Raw genomic sequence first — 21308 nt, 5'->3', positions numbered from 1 at the left:
GTCAGTACTCCCGGTCTTCGTCTCGGGCGGGGGTGGGGTCGATGTCGGGCGGTTCTATGTCGAGGGCGCGCATGGCGTTCTGTGCCCGCTTCTGGCATTCCTGGTGCCACCCCGTGCTGTTTACGTGACCGACGCAGGTGACGGGGCAGGTGAGTTTCTGGAAGAGTTCCCAGATCGCGTCCGGGTCGTAGGGGGATACCCACGCGGCCCACCAGTGCTCACCTTGGTCAGGTTCCCGTAGCGCGTCGGCGGCGAGCTCAGCGGCCAGTTTCGGGTCGTGCTCCCGGTGCTTGTTCATGCTTCCTCCGTTGCGGCGGCGGTGAGAATTGATGCGAGTTCCAGCGCTTCACCCTTGGTGAGGTGCATGGGCTTGTCGCCACGGCTGATGATGATCCGGTCACCCCGGCGCTGAACGTGGCCGTAGGCGTATCCGTGCAGGGGCCAGAGGCACCTGTCACGATCTGGCACCGGCAAAGCGAGGATCGGGTAGGACGCCACGGTTTCGCACAGTCGCTCAAACTCCGGGTCGGTGAGGTCTGGGAAATCGGAGGGCAGTACAGCGTCGTCGTGGAGCCGTGCCGCGCTAACTACGGCGCGTGCACAGTCCCGGAGTTTCTTTTCGGTACTCATGCTTCCTCTTTTCCGTGGTCGTGTAGTTCCGCGCCGCAGCGCCCGCACTCATAGGCACTGAATCCGTCGCCTTCTCCGAGGTGAATCCATCGGTGCTCGTAATTGCCGTCTGGGCAGTTCATGCTTCCTCCAGTGCTTTGCGTGCGGCGCGGACCTGGTCGGCGGACAGGCTGCGTGCGGATCATCGGTCGGTCTCCTCTCCCCCACACTGGGGGCACACGGGACCATCGTCGGTGATGTCCATCAGCGTCCCGCCGGGGCAGGTGGCGCAGGTGTAATCGGTGCCGTCACAGATCCGGCAATGGCAGACGCTCATGCGGTCACCGCGGGGTCGTACCGCAGGTCCAGGTCCGCGACGATGCCGCCAGACCAGCCGAGGCCCGTCTCAGGCAGGCGGACAGTCACATCGACGTACCCTTCGGGGACCTCATCCTTGTCCCACGAGACGCTGCGGACGGGGCAGTCGATGAACCGGGTGTCGGGGAATGGTGGGGTCATGCTTCCTTCTTCGGGTTGATGGCTGCTTTGATCAGGTCCTCTGCGATGGTGCTGAGCGCACTGGCGAGGAGGATGAGGGCGAGCATCTTGATGATCTTCACGGTTCGGTCCTTTCGGTGATGGTGATGGTGGCGCCGGCGTCATCCGGGGACGCGGGCGTAGTCCTTGGTGGCGGTGATGTGGGTGACGCGGTTGTCGTCGATGTAGGCGATGCCGGAGAGGGCATCGAGGGTGGAGCGGATGAGTTTGTCGAGGTCGGGCTTTTTCACCATCCAGATCACCCGCTTCGGGAGGCTCTTCGGGCGGGGCAGGTGGAAGTCGATCTCCACGGCGACAGGCCCGTCGATCGGTTCGGCGTGGAGGTACGCCTGTGTGGCGGCTTGTGCGACGGCGGCACGCCACGGCTTGACCTTCTTGCTGGACTCCACGAGGACGACCTTGGTGCCGCGGATGTAGCCGGTCTTGCTGCCCTGCGGGGCGGGGATTCCAGCGACGTGGAAGGTGGTCATGTCAGGGTTCCTTCCTGGTTGGGCCGGTTCGGCCCCCAGGAGGGCCGTGGACGGCGCGTGGGGGTGATTGGTGAGGGACGCGGTGAGGGTGCGGGGGTTCGACGACTAGAAAGGCGGCTCCTCGGCGCCGTCGAAACCGCCCTGCTGCGGCTGCTGGTTGTTCCACCCGCCACCCTGCTGCGCTCCCCCACCAGACCAACCACCCGACTGCTGACCGCCCTTCGGATTCTTTGCCACCTGCACACTGGCGAACGTCAGCTCCGGGGCCACAGTGTCCGCCACCACCGTCAGCACCGTGGACTGCTCCCCCGACTGCCGGTTCGTCCACGTCTCCGGTTTGACCCTGCCCGTGACCACCACCCGGTCACCCTTGTGCAGCGACCGGACGACGTTCTCCGCCACACGCCCGAACGCGGTGACCTGCAGCCACAGGGTCGGGCCATCCACCCAGTGACCGCCCTGGTCCTTCGCGGACTCCGACCAGGCCAGTGACAGGCGCGTGTAGGCCTTCCCGCCGTTCTGTCCGTGCTCGAGCTCGGGATCCTTGCCGAGCGTTCCGATGATGCTGATCTGAGCCATGGTTAGGCTCCTTCCTCCGGCACGTAGGCCGGTGCTTTTTGTTGACGCTCAGCCTCACGCCGAGCCTTGTTCCGGGCGATCAGTTCCGCCCGCATGTCCTGCCACGACTGCGTCGTCTCCCCCGACCGCTCCCCCGACCCCAACGCTGCAGTCGGATCATGGAACGCCTCAAGCGCCCCACCGTCATTGCCGAGCAGTTCCCGGTAGTTCGCCTCCAGCCGACGCTTCCGCGACGCCTCCAGAAGCTCCAACTTCGCCGGTTCCCGGCCCGCCTCCCACCGGTCACGGATCACCCAACCCGCTTCCTTCAACGCCTTCGGGGTGACCATCCGATCGTCATCGACGTTCATCGACCACCAGGTGACCGCTTCGGGCCAGATCTGCCACGGCAGGCCGATCTTCTCGAACACCTCCGCCCACGAGTCCGCGACAGCCGGGTTCGGGGCGGGGAACCGGTCAGGGGCGAGGGTCTTGCCTTTCTCCAGCACGAGTTTGGCGACATCGCGCCATGACTGCGGGTTCATTCGATCTCCAGATGTGTGATGACCTCAGCGTCGATGACGCCAGTGGTGTCTTCCCAGTCCCAGCCCGACCGCTTAGGTGCCGGCCGTGACGCCCCGCGGGGGGCAGGTCGTTCGGCGGCGCGGCGGATCCAGTTGCGGTAGGTCGCGGTCCAGTCGAGTTTCCGTCCGGTGCGGTCCGGGGCGGCCAGGAAGTAGTCCCGGAACTTCTCGAGCTCCCACGCCTGATCGACGGTGGGGCACTTCTCGGTGAGGTCCGCGACCGTGTCGGGATCTGGGGACCACCCGTCCGGGAGGCGGTGCGCGGTCGCCCGCTTCGGCGGCTCGTCCGGGCGCGTGTCCCCTAGGGAGGTAGTGGGTGGTTCATAGGGATGGTTCAAGGGTGGTTTGTCGGACACGGGTGTCCGGGGGGTCCGGTCACCGTTGTCCGGGGGTGTGCGGACACCAGTGTCCGGGCCGGTCATTTTGTCCGGGGGTGTGCGGCGGAGCCAGATCGCCAGATTCCAGACCACCGGGCGGGTCGCTTTCGGGATGTGCTGGACCACTCTCTGGTCTCCCCGTACGATCACCCCGCGCTCCTCCAGGGCCGCAAGATGACGGCGGACAGTCCGGTCGGACATCATCGTCATCTTCGCGATCCAGGACTGTGACGGCCACGCACACGTGCCATCATCGTGGGCTCGGTCCGCGAGGGCGTACAGGATCGCCTGTTCCGCTGGTGACTTCACCGGCGCGTACTCCATCACCCACGCCGACACTTTCCAGCTCACGTTTCCTCCTCTCGTTGTGTCATGCGGCCGCGGTAGAACGCCGGCGGGAAGCGCGGCTCCTCCCACCCGTGGACCAGTAATTCAGCCCGGTACGCCCACCGCGGGTGAGCATGAATCCAGTCATGGCAGGACGAGCAGATCCCGACGAGATTGTCGGCGGTGTGCTCCCCGCCCTGACTCCTAAGCTGACGATGATGCAGGTGCTCAGGTGCCCCGGTGCAGACGGTGGGGATCATCGCCTCACACCACCCGTCCGCCCGGTCGAGGACCGCGGAAGCCACCGCCGGCGGCATACGCTTCGGCGTCATGCGCCCACCCCACGGCCAGCGACCGCGTACATCGACCTCACTGAAGCGCCGATACTGCGAATCGCGTCCAGCTCCTTCTCGAACGCCTTCACCCGCCGGTTCACATGCCCGTACGCGACCTCAGCCACGTCCAGAGCATCCTGCTCCTCAGTCGTCGCCAGGATCGCGGTCTGCTTCCGCACCTCCACCGACCCCGTAGCGTCGAGCAGGGCACGGGCGTAGGACCGCTCATGCTCCCGCTTCGCCTCCAGGTACGCACGAAGGTGATTCGTGACCTGCTGCACGCCCTCGGCGATGAGGTTCGCGAGCTCCGCAATGCGACGCTCCACCTCTACCGGGTTCAGCGGCTCAGTCGGCGGCACCATCGGTCACCACCTCCGGGTCCACGGTCTCGATCCCGTCAGCGGCGGCCTCCTGCGCGTGCTTCACCTCACGCCACCGGGCGCGGAGTTCATCACCGAGCCCCAGCCGGTCAGCGGCCGGAGCGAGAGTAGGCATCTCGTCTAGGTCCCGCAGTGCGGCAATCTTCTCCCGCATCGCGGAAGCTTCACGGGCCTGCGCCTGGCGTTGCGCCTGCGACATGTGTGGCGTCCCATCAGGCGACGGACGCACATAGGTGGAAGCCGCGGCGCCGGCAGTGACACCCATCCGCTCGAACAGGCCCTCTACCGTGAACGCCGGCCCGATCTTCTCCTCACCATTCGGCGGCAACTGCATCTTCGTGGAAGCGATCTTCGTCAGCAGCCAGTCACGCGGCGACCGGGCCTGCAAAATCACCGTCGCCTGATACGGCAGATTCTTCTCACCCCGGATCTTCCACACATGCTCACCGGTCGGCTTGCCACCCTCGACCACGGTGACGTTGTCGAGGCGGGCCGTGAGGATCACCGGGCCGGGGAAGGCACGGCACGCGGCGAGGAAGTCCGCGAGAGCGTCCTTCGCCTGGTTCCACAGGTCCATCGTGATCTGCGCGTCGCCACCGTTGCCGCGACCCTTGTTCCGCGCCCGGGTGTTCGCCACATGCTGCGCGATATCCGACAGCAGCGTCCACACCTCCGTCACCGAATCGATGATCAGCAGGTGCGCCTTCCCATCCGCGGGGGTCTGGGACGCGGCCCACCGCACGGCACCGAGGATGTTCCCCCACGTACCGTCATGCTCCACGATCTCGAAGTCAGCACCAGGCACCGCCCCATACTCATCGGCCATACGCTCCCCCACCTCGAGGAAGAACGCCCGGTCGATCAGGTCCATGCCGGATGCTTCGACGGCGGACCAGGTCTTACCCGACCCCTCCACCCCGGCGAGGATCACGATCGGCCACGATGCCTGACCGGTAGGCCGGCGTGTCTGATACTCGTTCACAGCGGTCCCTTCTCTTCGCCGTCGATCTCCGCGAGAATCAGCCCACGGGCCACATCCTTCGGGAGTTCCTGGCACGCCTTCACACCCCACACGACCGCGGGGAACGCGGCGTACAGGCGGTCCTTGTTGCCGTCATCTGCCTTGCACACCGCACGGATCAGAGCCTCGATGAACCCGCCCGGCGTGTGCGCCCCCTCGTCGCCAGGCCAGAAGAAGCCCATGACCTGCCGCAGATGATTACTCGCCTCACTCATCGTCGTCACCGGCTTCCAGTGCCCGGGTCTGCACGCCGGCGAGCTCCAGGACACCGCTGATCTGACCGGCGACGTAGGCCTTCAGTTCCTTGTACGGCTTCGAGGAAGGCACCGAGATGTAGCCGGCCTTCCGCTCCACTACGACACCCGGGATCTCCTCCCCCGCCTCCGCACGCTTCAACAGCACACCGACCGCGTAGGCGGGCAGGGCGTCGTGGACGAGGTGCGGGGCGTGCTCCAGCAGGATCGGGATGATCTCCGCCGCATCGTCCGGACTGATCGTCGGTGACACCTGATCCGGCACCGCCGCGACGAGCGCGTCCTTGTCCTGCACACGAGCCTTCACGGAAGGTTCGGTGTGCTTCGCCGCGCCCATCGGCTTCCCGTTCGCGTCCCGCCCGGTGACACTGTCACCCGGAGGGATGGACTGCTCCAGGTCGAGCTTCCGGGCGGCGAGCTCTGCCTTCAGCGCAGCCTCGTACGCCTTAAGGGCGATGTACTCGGTGGCCTTCTGCTGGTTGGTCGCGATGTCGTTCATCGTGCCTGCTCCTTCCGGTGGTTGGTGATGTCAGCCATGAGGGCCGTCACCTGCTTCTTCGTGGACGCCGCATTGCCATGACTCGCGGCGTAGTCGATGTGGGACCACAGTTCGCGCTGGTCCATGTCCTTCGCCGCTTCGCGAGCGGCACGCAGGAACCGCTCCCCCGCGTTTCGGCACCCGGCGGACGCGGCAAGGTCGTGCGAGTTGCGGCCGGCGACAGACTTCAGGACCGCACCGTGGTAGTAGCCGCGGCCGATAATCTGCGCGGCGATGACGTGCGGGTCGGTGGTCACGCGGTCACCTTCTTCGGACGGATCGGGTCGAGACCACAGGCCGCACGCTCACGCTCGAGGACGAGCAACTTGTTCCGCACCGACGACGGGGTCCGGCCCAGCGACTCCGCGACCTCAGCCACCGACATGCCCTTGCGGATCCAGATCTTCACCTGGTCCTCCTCCTGGTTCCAGGACTTGAGGCGGCGGGGTGCGCGTGGTGTGTCGTCGATGTCCTCGACCTGCGGTGAATCGTCCTCGACAGTCGGGGTGTCCCCCACCGCGGTGGCGGCGGTGGTGTCCGTGGCCAGCCCGGCCCACGACACGTCCAGGGTGGTCGTCACAGTGACGGACTGGCCGTCCAGCTCCCGGACGACAGCAGCGGCCTCAGCCGCGGTAGTAGCGATGATGATGCTCATGACAGGCTCCTGATGAAGAAGTGGATGAAGAGGACAGTGGCGGCAGCGCCGATGACAGCGCCGACAGTGCCGGCCGCATGCCACCCGAGGACCGCGGCAACAGCGACGAGGAAAAACAGGCCGATGAGGCAGAGGGAGAGGCCCAGGGCGTCGAACAGGCCGGTGTCGCCCGGCGCGGCGTCACGCTCAGCGCGGGCATGCCCCACGCGGTGATCGTCCTGGTGCGGGCCCCGGTACCGGTGACGGCCAGCCGGATGATCGAGACGGGACTTGAGGTACTGCTCCTCGTCAGACAGCGGGATCATGCCGCCACCTCCCCAGCCGTCAGAATGTCCAGGGCCTCATCAGCGGTGAGGCCCGTGTGTGCCAGGACAGCGCGGGTCTGCACCCGGCGCGGACGATCGGTGCACGGGTGAGGGAATGCTCCGTGCTTGATCTGGTAGTGGATCGTGGACACTGGGGTGCGGAGAAGCGTCGAGGCTTCCGGCACCGTGAGCATGGGCGGTAGGGTCGTGGTCATGACCACTCCTTTCGTGGGTAGGTCAGGTGCCCCGGTGGTCTTGGTCGGCTCCGGGGCATCGTCATGAGTGAGTGGGGTGGTGGGTGCGGGGGATGCCCCACCGCCCGTGCGGCACATCTGGTGCCGCGGGGCGCATTCCGCAATGACGCCCAGTGCCCGGCGACGGTGTCGAACCGTCCCGCGCCACCCGTGACAGAACTAGAACCTTGGGCGGCGTCGGCTCCTATGGCCGGGCGGGGATGCCGGTGGTTGAATGACCTGCTGCTCGTGACACAACGGGACCACCGGCAGTGGCGCAGGATTGCGCCGGTGCCCGCCCCCGGATTCGAACCGGGAACCACCGCATTTTGAGTACGGCCGCTCTGCCACTTGGCGCAGGCGGGCATATGGAATTGTCGTGTCGCTTCTCTCCACCACGCTCCTCATGCCGGAGGCCTAGCGGTGGGTGTAGTCCGAGGCCCATCTCATTCGACGGGCAAGGGTCGTGGCGGCTGCCGGTTCCCGTCGCACACCCCAGCGGGTGGAGACTCAGGCCTGGCACGTCCGCTCACCGGGGTTCAGCCCCGGACCATGACGACACGTGATTCACTATCGAGTTCTCAAACAACAAGGTCAGACGGCAATCCGTCGACCGTGCGCACCCGCTCCCCCACGACAGGGACGGAGACCTACGTCTCGGCGGTGCGGCCCGTGCCCCTTCCCCAGGGCGCGGACATGGTGGGGCTACGCCCCGAGTTCTTTCAGGTCTTCGTTGGTGATCAGCACCAGTCCAGTGCTGTGCTCATTGGGGGTCAGCCCCTCCTTGATCAGCGCGTCCCGGAAGGCGATCTCAGCGTCCGGCTTCACGCGGGTCTGCAGCCGCTGCTTGCCGCCGTAGTTCCCCTCACCGTGTTGGTAGAGGATCCCGTTGGCCTTCCGCAGCGGGGCCATGTGGTTCGGCCCTTCCTTCACCGTCCCGTCGTCCCGCTTCCGCCATCCGCGCTCGTCCTTCATCCAGCGCTTGTCATAAAGGTGCTGGAAGAACGCCATCTTCGGGACGCTGGTGAAGTACTTGCCGCGGAAGTCGGAGATCTTCAGTCCGTCGCCGGCCTCGGTCGCTCGCTTCCACTTGTCGAGGGCGACGTTCTTCCGCTCGACCTGCACCCGGCGCGCCCGTTCGTCCTTCAGGTCGGTGGCGAGGCGGATGATCGTGTCCGGGTCGGTGAGGACCTGCTCGATCTTCTGCTCGGTGAGGTACCCGCCGTGCTTCCGGATCGCGGGGAGGACTTCGCGGGTGACCCAGCGACGGAACTCCACGGCCTCCGGCTTGTCGCTACGAAGGATGACCTCGTACATGCCGGCCTCATCCACGACGGTGGTCTGCTGCTGCCGACCGAGGGAATCGGTGACCGGAATCTGAGTCCGGGCATCCTCGTCGATCCGGGCGGAGACCTTGTGTGGGCTCCCGAGGTTCAGGACGGTGCAGAGGTCGTTGAGCACGAACCGTGGCTCGCCATCCTCGGCGGTGAGCACTCGGACCTGGCGACCATGGAAGTCGAACGGGGTAATCGCGCTCATGCCGTCACCTGCTCGCGGTCGCGGATCTCGGCGGTGACCTCATCGGCCTTGCCGGCGAGCTTCCGCATCATCTCGTTGGCGAACGCCTGGACCTCCGGATTGGTGCTGCGCATCCCGTGGATACTGACCAGCGTCGCAGCCCGGTTCAGGCCGGACGACATGCCGTAGTCGTAGTCGGATGCGGTATCCTGCTGGGTGTAGGCTCCGCACTGCATTGCGGGGCCTCCTTTCATGTCTGGGGTGGGGGTTAAGCGGCGACGGTTGCTTCGAGGGGCTCAGCGGCGACCAGGATCCGGTTCGGTCGCGCCCCCAGCGCTGCAAGCGCGTCGAGCACATCCGGGGTCGGACGCCTGGTGTTCACTGCCCTGGTCCATGTGGACCGGCCCATGTGGGTGCGCTCTGCGAGATCGCTCACGGTGCGCAGGTTGTTGGCCCGCTTCACGCGGTCCAGCTCATCAAGACTGATCAGAAATCGGTTCATTTGGTCACCTCCGTGGTTGCCGATGAACCAATCATGCACCATCGAACTACGGCGGTGCAACTCTGGTGATCCAGTCATGGACCATGCGCTTGTCGTTTGCGCCGGTAAGCGCCCACTTGCTGTATCGAAAATGAGTCACTAAGGTGTGTGCCATGACAGACTTCCGACACTGGCTCCGCGACCTCAACGGTCGCCGCGTCACAGCTGACGACATCGCCCACAAACTCGGCGTCTCCCGCACCACCGTCACTCGACGACTGGTCAACGACGAACTCACCGCAGACGAACTCATCACCCTCGCCAATGCGTACAACGTGAACCCGCTTCAAGCCCTGGTCGACCTCGGCCGGATCACCGACCAACAGGTCTGGGCATATCTCGAATCAGACGGTCAACTCGTGGAAACCGCTGAGGATGGCGCGCTAGCGCTAGAGCTCGCCCGTCGGCTCAACCCGGCGACCGTCGCCCCCGAGATCGACATGCTCGCCTCCCGGCGCGCCAGGAAATCGCACGATCGGGTACCCCCGCGTCCGGCCGACGAGGACACTGGCACTCCCCTCGACGCCGTCGCCTACAGCGGCGAAGACGAGGACGCACAGCGAGACAAGGAGGACAGTGACTTCGACTAGCACCACCGGGCTCACCACCCTCGCGGTGATCGCCGACCTTCTCGGCGTCACCCTCACCCACCACGACGACGGACCACCCGGTTACTACACCCAACAAACAAGAACCATCAGCACACGCCGTAACCTGAGCATCGGCATGTACCGCTCAGTCCTCGCACACGAGCTAGGACACGCCGCCTACCAGGACCACCCCACCGGAAACGGGCACTACGACCAACGCCAGGAACGGAGAGCAGACCGATTCGCCCTGCGGATCCTGTTCACCGACCAGGAGTTCCGAACCGCCCACGACTGGTGTGGACCCTGCGTACCAGCCCTCGCAGACGAACTCGAATGCTCCAAGCACCACATTCGCCTGTACATGACACTCAAGAAGAGAGAACACCCATGACCGCACCATCGACAGAGGATCAGAACTGGTGGCAGCGACGATCGAAGCTCGCCAAGGGTTCTATCATCGCCATCTCAGGACTATTAGGGCTCTCCATCATCGGCGGCATCTTCGGGGAAGATGACGCCAGTGATGCCACGGAACAGACCACCACTTCCGTAACGACGACGAGTGCCGCGCCAACCTCAACAACGACTGAACCGGCACCAACCACGACAACGGCACCAGATCCAACGACCGCCGAACCGAAGCCAGACGAGGATCGCAATGATCCCCCCGACCAGCCCGACAGCTCGGACACTATCGGCAATGAATATCCCCAGCCTGCCCCCGCAGACAACATCATCGATAACGCTCCGGAGGCAGTAGCGCCGCCCGCACCGGCCCCGGCGGATCCAGCGCCGGCGCCAGCACCTGTAGATCCCCCGAGCGTCGGGACTGTGCACCCCGGATCGTTTTGTACCGGAGGAACTGGGGTCTCCGCGACCGGGAAGCCCATGGTCTGCGCGCCAGCGTCAGACGGACGACTTCGCTGGCAGTCCGCGTAGTAAGAACTAGGAGAACAGCATGACCCCCCCACGCCCGCCTACTCGCCGTGCTCACCGCCGGCGTCTTCACCCTCGGACTCGCTGCCTGCGGAGGAGACGACCAGGACTCCGCGGACCCGCCCATGACCGTCAGCGTCTCCCAAGACGGGCCCGCCATCGAAGGCATCACCGACGAGATGCGCAACAACGAGAGCATCACCACCGGGCCCGAAGACGTTGCTGGGCCCATCCCCGTCGTCACCCTCCCCTTCCTCGAGGCCGACCCCATCAGCGGCACGAACACCATCGACATCACCTGCCCCTTCGGAGGACGCGCCGACATCGCCACCCCAGAAGAAGGGAGCCGTGTCGTCACCCCGGACACCGACTACGACTACGAGCTAATCATGAGCGACCGTCCCGCGTCGATCCCCGTCCCGGATGCAGAGACCTCCGTCATTCAGGTCACCCCGGACATGCAGGACTGCACCGTGAGCGCGCAAGCCGGTGCAGTGGGATCCCTCGGTGACTACACCGTCTCCGAAGCCACCGTCTTCGCCATCAGCGTCCCCCGCGAATAGCCCCCAGGCGCACGAAAGCGGCCCCCGTCACCGGTAAGGGTGGCAGAGGCCAGAGCGTCCGAACGCCGCCTAAGTTTCCCGCTTCAAGCGTAGGATTCCACGCACCCATATCTCAACGGAAGGATCAAACGATGGCCCCATCGACTCCCAAAAACCTCCTCGTCATCGGCGTAGGCGGCCTCGGAAAATGCCTAGTCGAGGAAGCTCTCACCCGGAATCAGAACATCTCAGTGCTCATCCGCAACCGAGACAAACTCACCGCCCAACTCGGCGAAGAGAACATATCCAAGCTCACCAACATCACCGTCGGGGACGCCACCGACCCCCATGCCCTGGACAAAGCACTACACGGAATCGATGTTGTGATCTCCGGCAGGGGTGCAGACCCAGCAGTGGCAACGGCACTCTCCGACGCCGTGAGCAGGAACCACACGCGAAAGATCTGCTGGCCAGCAGGCACCACCAACGTACTGGCGGACGATGGCAAGACACCGAACTACCTCAAACTCCTCCCAACTTGGCCAGTCGCAGAACAGGTGTACAAGACCCACCAGGAGTGCATCGACGCACTCTCTAGGTCCGAAGCCACTTGCGTTTTCTGGTGCCCCGGCAAGATGGACGCTACGGGACACAGAAGCCCCGATGTTGAAAGCACCATCCGCATCAACCGCGATGCGGGCGCCTTCGTATCGTACGAAGATGCCGCCTGGGTCATTCTCGAGGCGGCTCTAACCACCAAGTACGACAACAAAAAGGTCAGCGCTGCCACGCCCCAGTAGTCACCCCGTACGAAAACGGCCCCCGTCACCGGGGAATGGTGGCGGGGGCCAAAGTGTCCGAAGCATCAGACAAGGAGCAGTGTAGCAATGGCACAGCGCCGGCCGAAGAAAGGCAAACCGAAGACCGGGAAAGTCCGATGGGTCGCCCGCTACTACGACGACGCCGGCGAGCAACGCGGCAAAACCTTCGACACGGAGAAAGCCGCGATCGCCTTCGAGCAAGCCCAGGCAGTCTCCGTCCGCAGCGGCACCTACATAGCCCCAGAGGATGCCGCCACACCCCTCGGCGTAATTGCCCGCGAGTGGCTGGCCGAAGCAACGAAGGAGAACACTGTCAGCAACCGGCAAGCCCTGGTCGACAACCTCGGGCCCCTCGACCGCACACCAGTCGGGAAGATCCGGGCATCCACCATCACCGCGTGGCGGAACCAGCTCACCGGCGGCAGGCCGTGGAAGCAGGGGAAGCCTCTCGCGGAGTCCACCGCGGCGACGATGGTCGGACAGGTCTGCGGCCTCCTGAAACGCGCCCACGAGGACGGCATGATCGGCCGCGTCCCAGTCGTGAAGATCCCGAAGGCCGCGCCGAAGCGCGCAGTGTCCCGGCAGGACCTCCTCACCGTCGCCGAGGTCGCCGCCCTGATCACCGCGACCCGTGACGGAAAACCCGCACCGCGGCAGAAGAATGGCCGGCGGCAACCACACACGAAGGACACCCCGAAGCGACCAGAGGCGGCACGGATGATGCAGGTCGTCGTCGGTGCCGGCCTGCGTATCTCCGAAATCGCCGGGCTGCGGGTCCAGGACGTGGACACACTGCGCCGCACCATCACGGTGAATGGTCAGGTCGCACCAGGTGGTGCCAGGTGGGTGCCGGTACCGAAGACGGAGAAGTCGCACCGGACGATCCCCGTGGCAGAGGAGACGATCCTCGTCATCGCGGAGCAGCTGCGGGAGCACCCACAGCTGGACCGATCCGGCCCAGTCTTCCCCTACCGGGGCACCAGTCGGTCGGTGAAGGACCGAGTGTGGCACGACCGGGCGTCACTGGGTTCGGTGATGCGGGCAGTCATCGCCGCGCACGGTCTGCGGGAGGTGGGGTGGCACGACCTACGCCACTTCTACGCCTCCGCATTGATCGCCGCGGGGTCGCCGGCGTCTGAGGTGCAGGCGGCGATGGGGCACGCGAAGGCGTCCACGACGCTGGACATCTACACGCACCTGTGGCCGAAGGCGGACGCCCGGATCCGGGATGCTGCGGCTGGTGTCCTGGATCTGGTGAGGGCAGAACAAGGGCAGAATGGTGATATTGCCGCCTCGGATGACCTCACTGGTGATGATTCCTGTGCAGGTCAGTGACTAGATTGTGGCGTCGGGGTCCTCGGTGCGGGAGCGCTTGAGTTCGAAGAAGTGCTCGTAGCTGCCGAGGGTCACGGCCGCGTCGAACAGCGCGCCGGCCTCCTCGCCCTTCGGCACGCGCGTGATGACCGGCCCGAAGAAGGCGTGCCCGCCCAGCTCGACGACCGGGGTGCCGACGTCATTGCCGACCTTCTCCATCGCCTTGTCCTGGAACGCGCGCAGATCGGCCTCGACCGAGCCGTCCTCAGAACCACGCTTGTGGGCGTAGTCCAGGTAGGAGGCGTCCGCCCCCGCCTCGGACAGCGCAGACGCGATCAGCCCGTCATACGCGCCGGCCCCCTGCTTGTGGCCCTCGCCCTTGTCGTGGATCAGCGTGCCGATCGCCGTGTAGTAGGCGTCCACCTTCGACGGGTCCTTGAGCTGCAGCGCAGCGGCGACCAGGGCCGGACCCCAGGCCGCCTCCATCGCGTTGCGGTAGTCCTCGGGCAGCTCATCGCGTCCTTCATTGAGGACCGCCAGGCTCATCGGCGAGTAGCTGAGGTCGATGTCGCGGACCTTCTCCACCTCCTTGAGCCACCGGCTGGTGACCCAGGCAAAGGGACAGGTCGCATCAAAGTACATGGTGACTGGTGTGCTCATGTGCGCCGATCCTACGCGGGACGAGGCAGTGCCGCGCGGGTGTACCACCCGACGGTTAGACTCGGCTTCCATGAGTTCAACCAACCTCACCCGCGCCGAGGCCGCTGAGCGCTCGGCACTGATCAGTGACGTCCACTACGTCATCGACCTCGACCTCACCTCCGGCGGCGACTCCGCACACCGCACCTTCCCGTCGACGACGGCGATCACCTTCGCCGCCTCCGCCGACGGCTCCACCTTCCTCGACCTGCGGGCAGACACCGTCACCTCGGTGGTCCTCGACGGCACCGACATCACCTCCACCGCCGTCCCACTCACGGACGCCGGTGCATACGACGAGGAGAAGGGCCTCCAGCTCGACCTCACCGTCGGCCACCACGACCTCACCGTCACCGCGGACGCCGTGTACTCCACCACCGGCGAAGGCCTCCACCGCTTCACCGACCCCGCCGACAACGAGGTGTACATGTACACCCAGTTCGAGGCGGCGGACGCCAAGCGGGTCTTCGCCTGCTTCGACCAGCCGGACATCAAGGCCACCTACGAGGTCGCCGTGAAGACCCCGGACAACTGGACCGTCGTCACCAACAACACCGTCGGCGTCTCCGGTGAACTCGGCGCCGACGTCGACGGCGTCGCCGTGCACACCGCCACGGTCGACTACCCGCTCTCGACCTACCTCATCGCCTTCTGCGTCGGCCCGTGGGAGCACGTCACCGACGAGTGGACCGGGCGTCCTCTGCCCACCCCGGAGACCGAGGGTGTCACCGACACCCGCCTGGTCCCCGCCGAGGACGTCACCATCCCGCTGGGCATCTTCGTCCGAAAGTCCCTCGCCGAGTACCTCGACGCCGACGTCATCTTCGACGTCACCAAGTCCGGCTTCGACTACTACGCCGCGAACTTCGGTGTCGCCTACCCGTTCCACAAGTACGACCAGATCTTCTGCCCCGAGTACAACATGGGTGCAATGGAGAACGCCGGCTGCGTCACCATCCGTGACGAGTACGTCTTCCGCTCCGCCGCGTCCCACTACGAGTACGAACGCCGCGCGGACACGATCCTCCACGAACTCGCCCACATGTGGTTCGGCGACCTGGTGACCATGCAGTGGTGGGATGACCTGTGGCTCAACGAGTCCTTCGCCACCTGGTCCTCGGCCATGGCCCAGACCCACGCCACCGAGCACACCACCGCCTGGGTGACCTTCAACTCCAAGGAGAAGTCCTGGGCCTACGGCCAGGACCAGCTGCCGAGCACCCACCCGGTGTTCTCCGGCGCCAACGACCTCGTCGAGGTGGACGCCAACTTCGACGGCATCACCTACGCCAAGGGCGCCTCGGTACTCAAGCAGCTCGCCGCCTACGTCGGCCTGGAGCCCTTCTTCGCCGGCATCCGCGCCCACTTCGTCAACCACGCCTTCGCCAACGCCACCTTCGACGACCTCCTCGGAGCGCTGGAGAAGGCCTCCGGCCGCGACCTGTCCGACTGGGCGAACCAGTGGCTGAAGACCACCGGCATCAACACCCTCGGCACGGACTTCACCACCGAGGGCGAAGGTGCCCCGGGCTCGGTCTACACCTCCTTCGCCGTCACCCAGTCCGGTGCACAGCCCGGTGCCGGGGAGACCCGCACCCACCGCCTCGCCGTGGGCCTCTACGACCTCGTCGGAGAGCTCGACGACGCCGGCACCGCCCCCACCGTCGAACTGCGCCGCCGCGTCGAGCTCGATGTCGACGGTGAGCGCACCGAGGTGCCCGACCTCGTCGGCGACCCGGTGGCGGACCTCGTCATCGTCAATGACGACGACCTCGCCTACGGCTTCGTCGACCTCGACGCCGATTCCCTGGCTTTCGCCGTGTCCAACATCGCCCGCATCACCGACCCGATGGCCCGCGTCCTCATCTGGTCCGCGGCCTGGCAGGCCACCCGCAACGCACAGATGAAGGCCCGCGACTTCGTGGCCCTCGTCGCCCGGGGCGCCGCCGCCGAGGACCAGCTCGGCGTCCTCGAGCAGGTCCTCGCCCAGGCGATCTCGGCGGTCGAGAACTACGTCGCCGACGACTGGAAGGAGGAAGGACGCCGCACCCTGCTCGGCGCCTTCCGCGCCGGCGCCGAGGCAACCGACGGCCAGGCGCGCCTCGCCTTCGTCCGTGCGTACACCAACTCCGCGCAGACCGAGGCGTCCACCGAGTGGATCCGCGGCCTGCTGGGCCTGGAGGACGGCGTCTCCGCCGACTCCCTGCTGCCCGGGTTCACCGTCGACCACGATCTGCGTTGGCGACTGCTCACCGCCCTCGTCGGCACCGCCGGTGTGCTCAATGAGGAGGAGTCCGAGGCACTCATCGCCATCGAGGAGTCCGAGGACCCCACCTCCTCCGGCGCGATGAACGCGCTGCGGGCCCGCACCGCCCTGCCGGTCTCCACCGTCAAGCGGGACAACTGGGACGTGCTCACCCAGCACGGCGCCGAGCAGTCCAACCTCGGTCTGCGCTACCGCATCGCCGGCTTCGGCCACGTCGGCCAGGACGACCTGCTCGCCCCCTTCGGCACCGAGTACGTCGACCGGGTCGTGGACATGTGGAACTCGCTCTCCTCCGAGATGGCACTGCGCAACTGTGAGGGGCTCTTCCCCTCCTGGTCCGGACCCACAGTCCTGGCCGACGTCAAGGCGCTCGCCGACGACGGTGCAACCCCTGCGGGGCTGCGCCGCGTCCTCGCCGAGGGTGTCTCCCGCGCCGAGCGGGCCGCCGCGGCCCGTGCCTTCGACGCCCTGTAGGACACCGGTAGGACGCGACACAGGACGCCGGTTAGGCTGGGAGTCATGACGATCCCCATCTCCCCGGTCCCCGGCGAACCCCGCCGCCAGCCCCGGCAGCCTGCACAGACTCCGCAGTCCGCCGGGCAGCCGCAGGTGCAGCCGACGAAGAGTCTCTACGACATGGTCGGCGAGGACACGTTCCGGAAGATCGTCCACGAGTTCTACCAGCGCATCCCCGGCGACCCCGTGCTCGGGCCGATGTACCCCGCCGATGATCTCGAGGGCGCCGAGGACCGGCTGCGCTGGTTCCTCGTGCAGTACTGGGGAGGGCCGCAGACCTTCAACGAGCAGCGCGGACACCCCCGTCTGCGGATGCGGCACATGCACTTCGCGGTGACCCCCGAGGCCCGCGAGCACTGGCTGACGATCATGGCGGACGCCCTGGGCACCGTAAGTGACACCGAACTGCCCGGTCCGGCCCGCGAGGCCGTGTGGGACCACATGGTGCGCGTCGCCGACATGCTCATCAACCGGGCCTGAGGTGTCCGACCTCCTCGACCTGGTCGCACCAGGCTCCGACCTCTCCCCTGTCGGCCTGCTCATCCTCGTGCTCGGTGCCGTGCTGGCCGGCGGGGTGGACGCCGTCATCGGTGGCGGCGGACTGGTCCTCATCCCCCTGATCCTCGCCTGCGCCCCGGGCCTGCCCGCCCAGGTCGCCCTGGGTACGAACAAGTTCACCGCCGTCTTCGGTACCGCGAGTGCCGGGCTGCGCATGGTGCGCACCGTGCGGATCGACTGGCGGGCCGTGCGGCTCTGCGCTCCCCTGGCCGGCCTGTGTTCCGCCGCTGGCGCCCTCATGGCGTCCGCCGTGAGCAGCGACGTGCTGCGTCCCGTGGTGGTCGTCCTCATGCTGGCGGTCGGTGTCTTCGTCGCGCTGCGTCCCTCCTTCGGACGCGATACGGCGTCATCCGGGGAGGACGCCACACCCCGCCTTACCCGTGGTCGACTCGCCCTGGGGCTCGGGCTCATCGCCCTGATCGGCGCCTACGACGGTTTCTTCGGCCCGGGAACCGGGATGTTCCTGGTCATCGTGTTCACCGCACTGATGTCCCGGACGCTCATCCAGTCGCTGGCGATGACGAAGCTGGTGAACACCGCCACGAACATCGGCGGCCTGCTGGTCTTCGCCGCCGGTGGTCACGTCCTGTGGCTGCTGGGTATCGTGCTGGCGGTCTTCAATGTCCTCGGCGCGCAGGTCGGGGCCAAGATCGTGCTGGACCGCGGCACCGGCTTCGTGCGCATCGCACTGCTGATGCTCATCGTCGTGATGTCGGTGAAGCTCATCGCCGACATGCTCTGAGCAGTGATCTGGTCAGCGAACCCGTCAGCGGGGCGTCGGAATCCGCGCCAGCCCACCCGGACGCGGCAGGTACGCGGTGCCGAAGATCGCGTCGATCCGGATCCACGACCCCGTCACGCTCACCCGGATGAGGTCATGGTCGGTCAACTGGGCCGGCGGCTCCTTCACCAACCCCAGTGAACCCATCGCGGCGACGACACTGCCGGGGATCTCGATGATGCCCGTCTGCCCCCTGCTCGTCAGCCGCAGCAACGGCTGGTCCAGCAGTGACGGCGGCAGACCCGCCGGACCGGAGTGCGCTTCCGCCTCCGACTGGAGCTGCTCGAAGACCTCACGGACGTCGGCACCCGGGATCGTGTCCACCAGGGACCACCCGGATGCCGGGGGTGGCGTCCCTGCCCAGAGCATGTCCATCCGGCCGGACAGGTCGATGGCAGCCTCATCGTCGACGGACGCGGCGTCCCCCAGCAGCGCCGGCAACGGGTCAGCGGAGACCACCGCGCCGTCCTCCGAGACGGTGGCGTGGATACGCTGGGCGACCACGCACCCCAACGGGGTGGCGATGAGCAGGTCCGTGGCGTCCTCCCCCCGGGAGACGAGCCGGACCATCGCACCGGAATCCATCCGCAGGACGCGCGTCACCACTGCGGCAACGCGCCGCAGGGTGGACGCCTGGGTGCGGCCCGGGCGGGTCAGCGTGAGCGTGACCGGGGCCGGAGAACCGCCGGACAGGGAGAACAGCGAAGAAGTCACAGCATCCCAGCGTACCGCTCACGCGGGGTCGGGATCAGAGACCCGTGTCCGCCTCAGCATCCTTCTTCGCTTCGGCGGCCGGAGAATGGTCCTCCTCCTCGACCGGGATCATGAACATCTTGATGACCTCGATGTCACCTTCGTTCCACGGCCGGGTCTTGCCGGAGAGGATGTCCACGCCGACATTGACCGTGTCCACCACTGCGACGATCCTGTGCTGGGCGTTGCGGATGTTCTGCCGCATCTTGAAGGACTTCTCGCCGATCTCGTACATGAAGGACTCGACGACGACCTGCGTCTCGCTCGACGACAGGGCCTTACGGTAGTCGACGGACGCCCACCGGACGATGAACGCCGGGACCGAGATGTCCATCTCGGTGAGGACGTCCCGGACAAAGTCGATCCGGGCGTCCTGCGAGAACTCCAGGTACGCGGCATTGTTCACGTGCTGGAACTGGTCGAAGTCCGACCACCGGAGGTTCACCCGTGTGCTGTGGAACCGGGTCCCGGTCGCCTCATTGTCGACGAAGGGCATCAAATCTCCTTTAGCCTGTTTTGTTTATACAAACAGTCTAACGTGAGAGACGGCGATGCGTTACCCGTGCAGGTCGGGCGGCATCTGGACCGAGTCGCTCGACCTTGTTCTTCTCGTAGTCCTCGAAGTTGCCCTCGAACCAGAACCACTGCCCCTCGGCGATATTGCCCTCCCACGCGAGGATGTGGGTACAGGTGCGGTCCAGGAACCAGCGGTCGTGGGAGATCACCACGGCGCAGCCCGGGAACTTCTGCAGGGCGTTCTCCAGCGAACCGAGCGTCTCGACGTCGAGGTCGTTGGTCGGCTCATCGAGCAGGATCAGATTACCGCCCTGCTTCAGCGTCAGCGCCAGGTTCAGGCGGTTGCGCTCACCACCGGAGAGCACCTTGGACGGCTTCTGCTGGTCGGCACCCTTGAACCCGAAGGCTGAGAGGTACGCGCGCGAGGGCATCTCGTTCTGACCGACGATGATGTAGTCGAGGCCGTCGGAGACGACCTCCCACACGGTCTTCTCCGGGTCGATGTTCTCGCGGTTCTGGTCGACGTAGCTCAGCTGCACGGTCTTGCCGACCTGCACCTCACCGGCGTCCGGCTGCTCGAGACCGACGATGGTCTTGAACAGCGTCGACTTACCGACACCGTTCGGGCCGATGACGCCGACGATGCCGTTGCGCGGCAGGGTGAACGACAGGTCCTTGATCAGGACGCGGCCGTCGAAGCCCTTGGTGAGGTTCTTGACATCCACGACCTGGTTACCCAGACGCGGAGGGGTCGGGATCTGGATCTCCTCGAAGTCGAGCTTCTTGTACTGCTCGGCCTCGGCGGCCATCTCCTCGTAGCGCTGCAGACGGGCCTTGTTCTTGGCCTGGCGGGCCTTGGCGCCGGAACGGACCCAGGCGAGCTCCTCCTTGAGGCGCTTCTGGAGCTTCTGGTCCTTCTTGCCTGCGACCTCGAGGCGCTGGGCCTTGGTCTCCAGGTAGGTGGAGTAGTTGCCCTCGTAGGGGAACAGCTTGCCGCGGTCGACCTCACAGATCCACTGGGCCACGTGGTCCAGGAAGTAGCGGTCGTGGGTCACGGCGAGGACGGCACCCTTGTAGTTCTTCAGGTGGTTCTCCAGCCACAGGACACTCTCGGCGTCCAGGTGGTTGGTCGGCTCATCGAGGAGCAGCAGGTCGGGCTCGCTGAGCAGCAGCTTCGCCATGGCGACGCGGCGACGCTCACCACCGGAGAGGTGGGTGACCTGCTCGTCGGACGGCGGGCAGCGCAGGGCGTCCATCGCCTGCTCGATCTTGGAGTCCAGCTCCCAGGCGTCGGCGGCGTCGATCTTCTCCTGGAGGACGGTCATCTCCTCCATGAGCTCGTCGGTGTAGTTGGTCGCCATCTCCTCGGCGATCTCCTCGTACCGGCGCTTGACGTCCATGATCTCGCCGAGGCCTTCCTCGACGTTGCCGCGGACGGTCTTCTCCTCGTTGAGCGGCGGCTCCTGCAGCAGGATGCCGACGGTGGCGCCCGGATCGAGGAAGGCCTCACCGTTCGACGGGTGGTCGAGGCCGGCCATGATCTTCAGCAGCGAGGACTTACCGGCACCGTTGGGTCCGACGACGCCGATCTTCGCTCCCGGGTAGAAGCTCATGGTGACGTTGTCCAGGACAACCTTGTCGCCGTGAGCCCTACGTACGTTCTTCATCGTGTAGATGAACTCGCCCATTGTTCCCCTTCAAGTGAATCTCGCGGGTGTTTTGCAGTCAGCCCATCACCCTACAGGACTTGTGC

The 21308-nt window shown here is 66.1% G+C and carries 30 protein-coding genes, 1 tRNA gene and 1 pseudogene; 8 read left to right on the top strand and 24 right to left on the bottom strand.

Annotation, left to right across the window (positions count from 1 at the left end):
- Position 1: 1 nt before the first annotated feature.
- From ACZ9GM_RS01645 to ACZ9GM_RS01550, 20 genes and pseudogenes are all read right to left on the bottom strand, one after another.
- A complete protein-coding gene (locus ACZ9GM_RS01645; protein WP_476037110.1) occupies positions 2–298 on the bottom strand; it encodes a hypothetical protein in 297 nt (98 codons plus the stop codon).
- Entirely contained in the window at positions 295–630 is a 336-nt protein-coding gene (locus tag ACZ9GM_RS01640; RefSeq protein WP_476037109.1) for a hypothetical protein, read from the bottom strand. The genes ACZ9GM_RS01645 and ACZ9GM_RS01640 overlap by 4 nt, the downstream gene beginning before the upstream one ends.
- 312 nt (positions 631–942) lie before the next feature.
- Positions 943–1128, bottom strand: coding sequence for a hypothetical protein (locus ACZ9GM_RS01635; RefSeq protein ID WP_476037108.1), 186 nt, complete (start codon positions 1126–1128; stop codon positions 943–945).
- Between the two features lie 140 nt (positions 1129–1268).
- Complete coding sequence (locus ACZ9GM_RS01630) at positions 1269–1637, bottom strand: RusA family crossover junction endodeoxyribonuclease (RefSeq protein ID WP_476037107.1); 369 nt, start codon at positions 1635–1637, stop codon at positions 1269–1271.
- Between the two features lie 105 nt (positions 1638–1742).
- Entirely contained in the window at positions 1743–2216 is a 474-nt protein-coding gene (locus ACZ9GM_RS01625; RefSeq protein WP_476037106.1) for a single-stranded DNA-binding protein, read from the bottom strand.
- Between the two features lie 2 nt (positions 2217–2218).
- A complete protein-coding gene (locus ACZ9GM_RS01620) occupies positions 2219–2740 on the bottom strand; it encodes a hypothetical protein (protein WP_476037105.1) in 522 nt (173 codons plus the stop codon).
- The gene (locus ACZ9GM_RS01615; protein WP_476038377.1) at positions 2737–3117 is read right to left on the bottom strand and encodes a hypothetical protein; all 381 of its coding nucleotides are present in this window, start codon (positions 3115–3117) and stop codon (positions 2737–2739) included. The genes ACZ9GM_RS01620 and ACZ9GM_RS01615 overlap by 4 nt, the downstream gene beginning before the upstream one ends.
- 177 nt (positions 3118–3294) lie before the next feature.
- A pseudogene (locus ACZ9GM_RS01610) lies at positions 3295–3480 on the bottom strand (helix-turn-helix domain-containing protein); the annotation flags it as partial.
- A gap of 23 nt (positions 3481–3503) precedes the next feature.
- Positions 3504–3743, bottom strand: coding sequence for an HNH endonuclease (locus ACZ9GM_RS01605; protein ID WP_476038302.1), 240 nt, complete (start codon positions 3741–3743; stop codon positions 3504–3506).
- A 68-nt stretch (positions 3744–3811) separates the two neighbouring features.
- Positions 3812–4180, bottom strand: coding sequence for a hypothetical protein (locus ACZ9GM_RS01600; protein ID WP_476037104.1), 369 nt, complete (start codon positions 4178–4180; stop codon positions 3812–3814).
- Complete coding sequence (locus tag ACZ9GM_RS01595) at positions 4164–5180, bottom strand: DEAD/DEAH box helicase family protein (protein WP_476037103.1); 1017 nt, start codon at positions 5178–5180, stop codon at positions 4164–4166. The genes ACZ9GM_RS01600 and ACZ9GM_RS01595 overlap by 17 nt, the downstream gene beginning before the upstream one ends.
- On the bottom strand, positions 5177–5434 hold the full coding sequence (locus ACZ9GM_RS01590) for a hypothetical protein (RefSeq protein ID WP_476037102.1): 258 nt from the start codon (positions 5432–5434) through the stop codon (positions 5177–5179). The genes ACZ9GM_RS01595 and ACZ9GM_RS01590 overlap by 4 nt, the downstream gene beginning before the upstream one ends.
- Complete coding sequence (locus ACZ9GM_RS01585; protein ID WP_476037101.1) at positions 5427–5972, bottom strand: hypothetical protein; 546 nt, start codon at positions 5970–5972, stop codon at positions 5427–5429. The genes ACZ9GM_RS01590 and ACZ9GM_RS01585 overlap by 8 nt, the downstream gene beginning before the upstream one ends.
- The gene (locus tag ACZ9GM_RS01580; RefSeq protein WP_476037100.1) at positions 5969–6268 is read right to left on the bottom strand and encodes a hypothetical protein; all 300 of its coding nucleotides are present in this window, start codon (positions 6266–6268) and stop codon (positions 5969–5971) included. Before ACZ9GM_RS01580 ends, ACZ9GM_RS01585 begins: the two co-directional genes overlap by 4 nt.
- Positions 6265–6666, bottom strand: coding sequence for a hypothetical protein (locus tag ACZ9GM_RS01575; RefSeq protein ID WP_476037099.1), 402 nt, complete (start codon positions 6664–6666; stop codon positions 6265–6267). Before ACZ9GM_RS01575 ends, ACZ9GM_RS01580 begins: the two co-directional genes overlap by 4 nt.
- The gene (locus ACZ9GM_RS01570; protein WP_476037098.1) at positions 6663–6971 is read right to left on the bottom strand and encodes a hypothetical protein; all 309 of its coding nucleotides are present in this window, start codon (positions 6969–6971) and stop codon (positions 6663–6665) included. The genes ACZ9GM_RS01575 and ACZ9GM_RS01570 overlap by 4 nt, the downstream gene beginning before the upstream one ends.
- Before the next feature lie 525 nt (positions 6972–7496).
- Positions 7497–7570: transfer RNA gene (locus ACZ9GM_RS01565), tRNA-Leu, on the bottom strand.
- Between the two features lie 339 nt (positions 7571–7909).
- Complete coding sequence (locus ACZ9GM_RS01560) at positions 7910–8743, bottom strand: BRO-N domain-containing protein (protein WP_476037097.1); 834 nt, start codon at positions 8741–8743, stop codon at positions 7910–7912.
- Positions 8740–8958, bottom strand: coding sequence for a hypothetical protein (locus ACZ9GM_RS01555; RefSeq protein ID WP_476037096.1), 219 nt, complete (start codon positions 8956–8958; stop codon positions 8740–8742). The genes ACZ9GM_RS01560 and ACZ9GM_RS01555 overlap by 4 nt, the downstream gene beginning before the upstream one ends.
- 32 nt (positions 8959–8990) lie before the next feature.
- Positions 8991–9224 carry a helix-turn-helix domain-containing protein gene (locus ACZ9GM_RS01550; RefSeq protein WP_476037095.1) on the bottom strand — a complete coding sequence of 78 codons (234 nt, stop codon included), beginning with the start codon at positions 9222–9224 and terminating at the stop codon, positions 8991–8993.
- 152 nt (positions 9225–9376) lie between these two features.
- Between ACZ9GM_RS01550 and ACZ9GM_RS01545 the strand changes: the two genes are divergently transcribed.
- From ACZ9GM_RS01545 to ACZ9GM_RS01525, 5 genes are all read left to right on the top strand, one after another.
- Positions 9377–9853, top strand: a complete 477-nt coding sequence (locus ACZ9GM_RS01545; RefSeq protein ID WP_476037094.1) for a helix-turn-helix domain-containing protein — start codon at positions 9377–9379, stop codon at positions 9851–9853.
- Positions 9840–10244 carry an ImmA/IrrE family metallo-endopeptidase gene (locus ACZ9GM_RS01540; protein ID WP_476037093.1) on the top strand — a complete coding sequence of 135 codons (405 nt, stop codon included), beginning with the start codon at positions 9840–9842 and terminating at the stop codon, positions 10242–10244. Before ACZ9GM_RS01545 ends, ACZ9GM_RS01540 begins: the two co-directional genes overlap by 14 nt.
- 595 nt (positions 10245–10839) lie before the next feature.
- Complete coding sequence (locus tag ACZ9GM_RS01535) at positions 10840–11352, top strand: hypothetical protein (RefSeq protein WP_476037092.1); 513 nt, start codon at positions 10840–10842, stop codon at positions 11350–11352.
- 131 nt (positions 11353–11483) lie between these two features.
- On the top strand, positions 11484–12131 hold the full coding sequence (locus tag ACZ9GM_RS01530) for an NAD(P)H-binding protein (protein WP_476037091.1): 648 nt from the start codon (positions 11484–11486) through the stop codon (positions 12129–12131).
- Between the two features lie 87 nt (positions 12132–12218).
- Positions 12219–13487: a tyrosine-type recombinase/integrase gene (locus tag ACZ9GM_RS01525; protein ID WP_476037090.1), complete on the top strand. Its 1269-nt coding sequence runs from the start codon at positions 12219–12221 to the stop codon at positions 13485–13487.
- Here the strand turns inward: ACZ9GM_RS01525 and ACZ9GM_RS01520 are convergent, their stop codons facing one another.
- Positions 13488–14126 (bottom strand): mycothiol-dependent nitroreductase Rv2466c family protein, encoded by a 639-nt coding sequence (locus ACZ9GM_RS01520; RefSeq protein WP_476037089.1) that lies wholly within the window; start codon positions 14124–14126, stop codon positions 13488–13490. It abuts the gene before it with no gap.
- 70 nt (positions 14127–14196) lie between these two features.
- On the opposite strand from ACZ9GM_RS01520, the gene pepN reads away from it, so the two are divergent.
- The 3 genes from pepN to ACZ9GM_RS01505 all read left to right on the top strand — a co-directional run bounded on the left by pepN (position 14197) and on the right by ACZ9GM_RS01505 (position 18247).
- Positions 14197–16905, top strand: a complete 2709-nt coding sequence (pepN, locus tag ACZ9GM_RS01515) for an aminopeptidase N (RefSeq protein WP_476037088.1) — start codon at positions 14197–14199, stop codon at positions 16903–16905.
- A gap of 135 nt (positions 16906–17040) precedes the next feature.
- Complete coding sequence (locus ACZ9GM_RS01510) at positions 17041–17427, top strand: globin (RefSeq protein WP_291475343.1); 387 nt, start codon at positions 17041–17043, stop codon at positions 17425–17427.
- A gap of 1 nt (position 17428) precedes the next feature.
- On the top strand, positions 17429–18247 hold the full coding sequence (locus tag ACZ9GM_RS01505) for a TSUP family transporter (RefSeq protein ID WP_291475318.1): 819 nt from the start codon (positions 17429–17431) through the stop codon (positions 18245–18247).
- Positions 18248–18271: 24 nt separating this feature from the next.
- On the opposite strand, the gene ACZ9GM_RS01500 is transcribed toward ACZ9GM_RS01505, so the two are convergent.
- Genes ACZ9GM_RS01500 through ettA form a run of 3 tightly spaced genes read right to left on the bottom strand, consistent with a single transcriptional unit; the run spans position 18272 to position 21243 of the window.
- Positions 18272–19000 (bottom strand): DUF8185 domain-containing protein, encoded by a 729-nt coding sequence (locus tag ACZ9GM_RS01500; RefSeq protein WP_476037087.1) that lies wholly within the window; start codon positions 18998–19000, stop codon positions 18272–18274.
- 34 nt (positions 19001–19034) lie between these two features.
- Positions 19035–19535 carry an acyl-CoA thioesterase gene (locus ACZ9GM_RS01495; RefSeq protein ID WP_291475320.1) on the bottom strand — a complete coding sequence of 167 codons (501 nt, stop codon included), beginning with the start codon at positions 19533–19535 and terminating at the stop codon, positions 19035–19037.
- Between the two features lie 37 nt (positions 19536–19572).
- The gene (gene ettA, locus ACZ9GM_RS01490; protein WP_291475322.1) at positions 19573–21243 is read right to left on the bottom strand and encodes an energy-dependent translational throttle protein EttA; all 1671 of its coding nucleotides are present in this window, start codon (positions 21241–21243) and stop codon (positions 19573–19575) included.
- Positions 21244–21308: the final 65 nt, after the last annotated feature.

Source organism: Corynebacterium sp. UD i78, assembly GCF_056280545.1.
The sequence above is the reverse complement of the archived record's forward strand: the minus strand, read 5'-3'. Positions and strand labels throughout refer to the sequence as shown.